Below are 4,152 nucleotides of genomic sequence, written 5' to 3' on the forward strand. Positions count from 1 at the left end.
TGTCTAAACTGGTTCCAATGTCAAGGACAATTTTTTGACAGTAACAGATACAAAATAACCACCGTTACTGGTGAAAAAAGCGTAAGCACAGCATGGCCGCCATATTAATGCCGGCCATGCTGTGCTTATAATAGGGGGTGTTTTTTTTTGCAGATTTACTAAGTCTGTTGCGGCAACGGGGTTACTGGGTTCACTCTATCGCATTGATAAGTATCACAAAGGCGAATAGAGAAAGTACCTTAAAAAAGTTCACGCATTTTGTAAATATAAGCGAGTTCTGGATGGGCTCCCCAGTTTTCTCCATTGTATAGCTGCAAAATCAGGTCAGCTGATGCGGTCATCAAATAGGCCCTTGCTTTTTGGGATAGTTCAAGAATTTCTCTCAGATGGGATATCTGTTGAAGCGCAAGTTCTTTGGAGCGGGTCCACTTCGCTATTTCGCGGCGCAAGATGCGTTGATCCCTTGCTATGACGAATTCTGGGTCCTTTTTCTTTCCTTGAGCCATAGCGCGTTTCTTTGCGCTGGCCTCTCTGTACTTTTTGGCCTTCTCCTCTGCCGCGCGGCGACGGGCGGCTATCAACGCCTGGATTGGCATAAGTTCTGTCGCCTTGATGCCGTAGTAGTTGTCCACCGGGTAGATACCAGTGGTAACATAGGTGTAGTATTCAGATGGAGTTAGCCCCGCCAGCGCATATTGGTAATGTCGATGGTTATAGGCATCAATATAGCCGCTGATCATCCGGCTTACAGTTGACGCGTCTGGACATAGCGCCACGAGGTCAAGCAATTCACATTTCAGCCGTCCGAAAAATGATTCCATGGGGGCATTGTCCTGAGAATTGCCCCTATCGGAAACAGACTGGAGAAAACCGTCATCTGACAGCAGCCTCTGGAATGTGGTCGAGAGGTACTGAGAACCTTGGTCGCTATGGATCACACATGCAGCACCTCGCAGTTCGTGTCCATGGTTCTCCATCATAACGTCATAGGCGGACTTGACAAGCGAGACTGTCATGCGGGAGGACACGCAATGCCCCAAGATCTCTTTTGTATAAGCATCCTTAAAAGCGCAAAGATAAATCGGTGTACGCACAGGGCCATAATACAAATAAGTGATATCTGTCAAAATAACTCTGCGGGGACCAACGGAGAAATTCTGTTTCACCGCGTTTTTCGGGGAGGAATATTCGTGATTGTGTGTGGCCTGATTCTTATAAGCGTCCTTCCTGGGTCTGTTGGCCACGAGATTCATTTCTTTCATAACCTTTCGACAGCGTTTTATACTGATACTGATATTGAACTCGCGCCATAGATGGGTCTGAAAGGTCCTTTTTCCCGGAACATATCCAAGTTTTCTCACGATTTTCCTAAACTTTTCTTTCAATTGCTCCTGTTGTTCTTTCTTTGCGGCACAGGAGCTGTCTATATCTTTTTTACGCCTGACCCACGAATAGTAGCCGGATCTGGACACTCCAAATATGTGAAGGCATTGCACGATAGACAGACCGTCCGCTCTATCCGCTTGTCTACGGATAAAGGAATCTACCATATAGAAACGGTCGGCGCTTACACCTTCGGATTCAATGATATAGTTGTGTCCTCCAATGCGGAACGGAGTTTTTTTTGAGCTGCAACCAGCTCCTCCAAATAGGCATTTCTGGCTTTCAGATAGGCCAGTTCTTCCAGAGGGGACATGGCCCCCATAGCCTCTCTGGGTACAGAGCCATCATAGCTGGAGGGATCTGCGGTGAACAAACGACCCTCCCGGCCCAACTGCATCGCCCGCTTTCCTGCGGAATTCGCGCGGTCCTCTCCGAGTACAGCGGTGGAAAACCCAAGGCTGTTATACGCTGCCACATAGGTCATATGCTCCTCGGAGATCTTCTTATACATGGCAACATAAAAGTCCTTCGTGTAAATAATATCCCGCCCACGAAAATCCTTTAGGAACGGATTATCCAGAAACGGCTGAATCTCCTCTGGCGGCTGCCTGGTCATTCTGTTTTGTTTCATATTCCCTCATCCGCCCACCTTTCTCATACTCCTAAATTTTTTGCCCGTTCAATGGCTCGTTGGGCAGCTTTTTCTTTCATCTGCTGATACTTTTCTTCTTCCTTTGCGATGTAGAGCGAGAATTCAGCTTCGTTCATGGCCAGAAGATACTGCTCGTACTCGACTGGCGTCATGCGGCCCTTATCCCACATGCGGCGTTCATAATTGTAATACTCTGCATATCGCGCGACAAGTTCCCTCAACTCCTCGATATCTTTGCATTCCGAATACGGACACTCATCTTTAAAATGTCCAAAGAAAGACTCTTGTGGGGCGTTGTCCTGGCAATTTCCTCGTTTGGACATCGATTGTGTGTAACCTCTTTTGCTTACTTCCTGCTGGAATGCGCCAGACAGATAAACTGTCCCCTGGTCAGAATGATAAAGTCCACCGCTGACACATGGGTGAAGATCTGATTGACGCAGTGTGGCAAGCGCCAGTTCCAAGTCATTGTGTTCGCTGACTAAAAACGCAACTAACTTGCTGGTGACGGGATCGAGCAGTGCTGAGCCATATGCCTTGCATCCGTCGCCATAGAGAAGATGTGTAACGTCTGTCAGCCGTACTTCATTGGGCCGGTAAAGGCGGAATCTGCGCTGCAGCAAATTAGGTCTCACATTCTTTTTCAGTGCCGCTCCACCCATGCGCTTGGAAGGCGCTGCCTTCCGAATCGACGATGTGAGGTTGTACGTTTTCATAATACGGCGTATCTTTTTCAGCCCCATACGCTTTCCCGTCAGAGCTGGCATCATCATATAGATCTGCCTTGAGCCTTTGGCAAACCCCTTGTATTCCATAACGGTTCGAATCAGTTCGGCATCCTGCTCGTCTTGTGCGTTTCTCTGTACTACCGACTGTCCATAGGTGCCATTCTTCAGTATGGCATAATATGACGCACGAGAAATCTTCATGAGAGAGAGTATTTTTCTAACGCTATACTTTCTTCCTGGGTCTGGCGGAAGATCCCGGAGCCACAGGCAGAGCGATTTCTTCTGCAGAACATTCAGAGAAGAAACAATATCTCCAATTTGAAGAAACCCTTTTTCTACAATACTGTCCAATGCCCGCATCCTATTTCTAAGGATTTTCCGTGTGGGAGAGGCGTTTATTGTCTCTCCGTCAGCCGGTGTAGCCCATGCAGCCAAAACTCGGCTCATGCGATATCGCTCCGTTACTGAAAATATCTCCGGGTCAATATCAAACACACGGAGGATGTCGTCGAATGCCAGTACTGCAATAGGTGCGGCAGCCTCAAAGAATGCCTTATTCAACTCTATTTTTTCACGGGTGGCTGTTTGGACATAAGGATGTTTACGATACTGCTCTACCGTGGCGGCAGTATAATAAGCTGTACGGCCCCTTGTAGCACTGCGGTTTGTGTCCTGCCCAGATGAATGTTCAAATTTTTCTTGCAGCCAGTATATTTTGTGGTAGCCCATGTCTGCTGGCGAAATCCCAGCGGACAGCAAACCATCTTCTATGGACTGTTGGGGATAGTTTCGGTATAGCTCCGCCTCAAAATCCGGATGTAAAATCAGTCTGTTGACATCCCAAACAAATTTTCCGCTTTCAACCAATTCCTCCGCAGTCATGGTTGGCATATATATTGTTTTGGCCCAGTTTGCCTGGGTTTCCGGCGATGCCTTTGAAAACTTCGGACGCCCACCCCGTTTAAAAACAGATTCCACTGACTTTGTGAAGTTTAGGCCAAGGCGCTGGGTATCAAATCCGTTTGCCTCCAGCATCCTTCTGACAGTTGACCGCTCTGGCCTCCGTATCCACGCCTCATAGACCTGCTGTCTGAACTCTATTGTCAGCAGCAAACGGTTTTCCCGCACCTCCAGCACATTTGGATTCTTTTTCAGGGCTTCTATTTCTTCAGGCGAATACCGTTTGGGAACAAATTTAACAGCCATTTTCCACCCATAGCCTCTGTCCTATTTTGCACGATGATCTTGACCTCTGTCAAGGCAGTGTCTACAGCGTTTACTCTTTTGTCAAACTACTGTCTATTTTCTGTGTACCACTGTCAATCTCTGGTCTGTCTTTCGTGCTTTTTTGTCAGAGTACTGTCCTTTCTATAGGTACCATTTTAGTCT

At 47.4% G+C, this 4,152-nt stretch carries 3 protein-coding genes; all 3 read right to left on the reverse strand.

The genetic code is table 11. The annotated features are described in order from the left end of the window. Positions 1-239: 239 nt before the first annotated feature. From I2C21_RS17225 to I2C21_RS17235, 3 genes are read right to left on the reverse strand one after another with little or no spacing between them, the layout of a single operon-like run. Positions 240-1,550 carry an IS3 family transposase gene (locus I2C21_RS17225; RefSeq protein WP_007490030.1) on the reverse strand — a complete coding sequence of 437 codons (1,311 nt, stop codon included), beginning with the start codon at positions 1,548-1,550 and terminating at the stop codon, positions 240-242. 17 nt (positions 1,551-1,567) lie between these two features. Continuing rightward, positions 1,568-2,014, reverse strand: coding sequence for a hypothetical protein (locus tag I2C21_RS17230; RefSeq protein WP_007490029.1), 447 nt, complete (start codon positions 2,012-2,014; stop codon positions 1,568-1,570). 23 nt (positions 2,015-2,037) lie between these two features. Next, positions 2,038-3,969, reverse strand: coding sequence for an IS3 family transposase (locus I2C21_RS17235; protein WP_009261550.1), 1,932 nt, complete (start codon positions 3,967-3,969; stop codon positions 2,038-2,040). Between the last annotated feature and the right edge of the window lie 183 nt (positions 3,970-4,152).

Origin of the sequence: Clostridium sp. J1101437_171009_A5, from assembly GCF_015547905.1 — a bacterium.
GTDB classification, from domain to species: domain Bacteria; phylum Bacillota; class Clostridia; order Oscillospirales; family Oscillospiraceae; genus Pseudoflavonifractor_A; species Pseudoflavonifractor_A gallinarum.

Coding starts and splice junctions, on each gene's coding strand:
- I2C21_RS17235 (WP_009261550.1), bottom strand. CDS start 3,969: ATGGCTGTTAAATTTGTTCCCAAACGGTATTCGCCTGAAGAAATAGAA.
- I2C21_RS17230 (WP_007490029.1), bottom strand. CDS start 2,014: ATGAAACAAAACAGAATGACCAGGCAGCCGCCAGAGGAGATTCAGCCG.
- I2C21_RS17225 (WP_007490030.1), bottom strand. CDS start 1,550: ATGGTAGATTCCTTTATCCGTAGACAAGCGGATAGAGCGGACGGTCTG.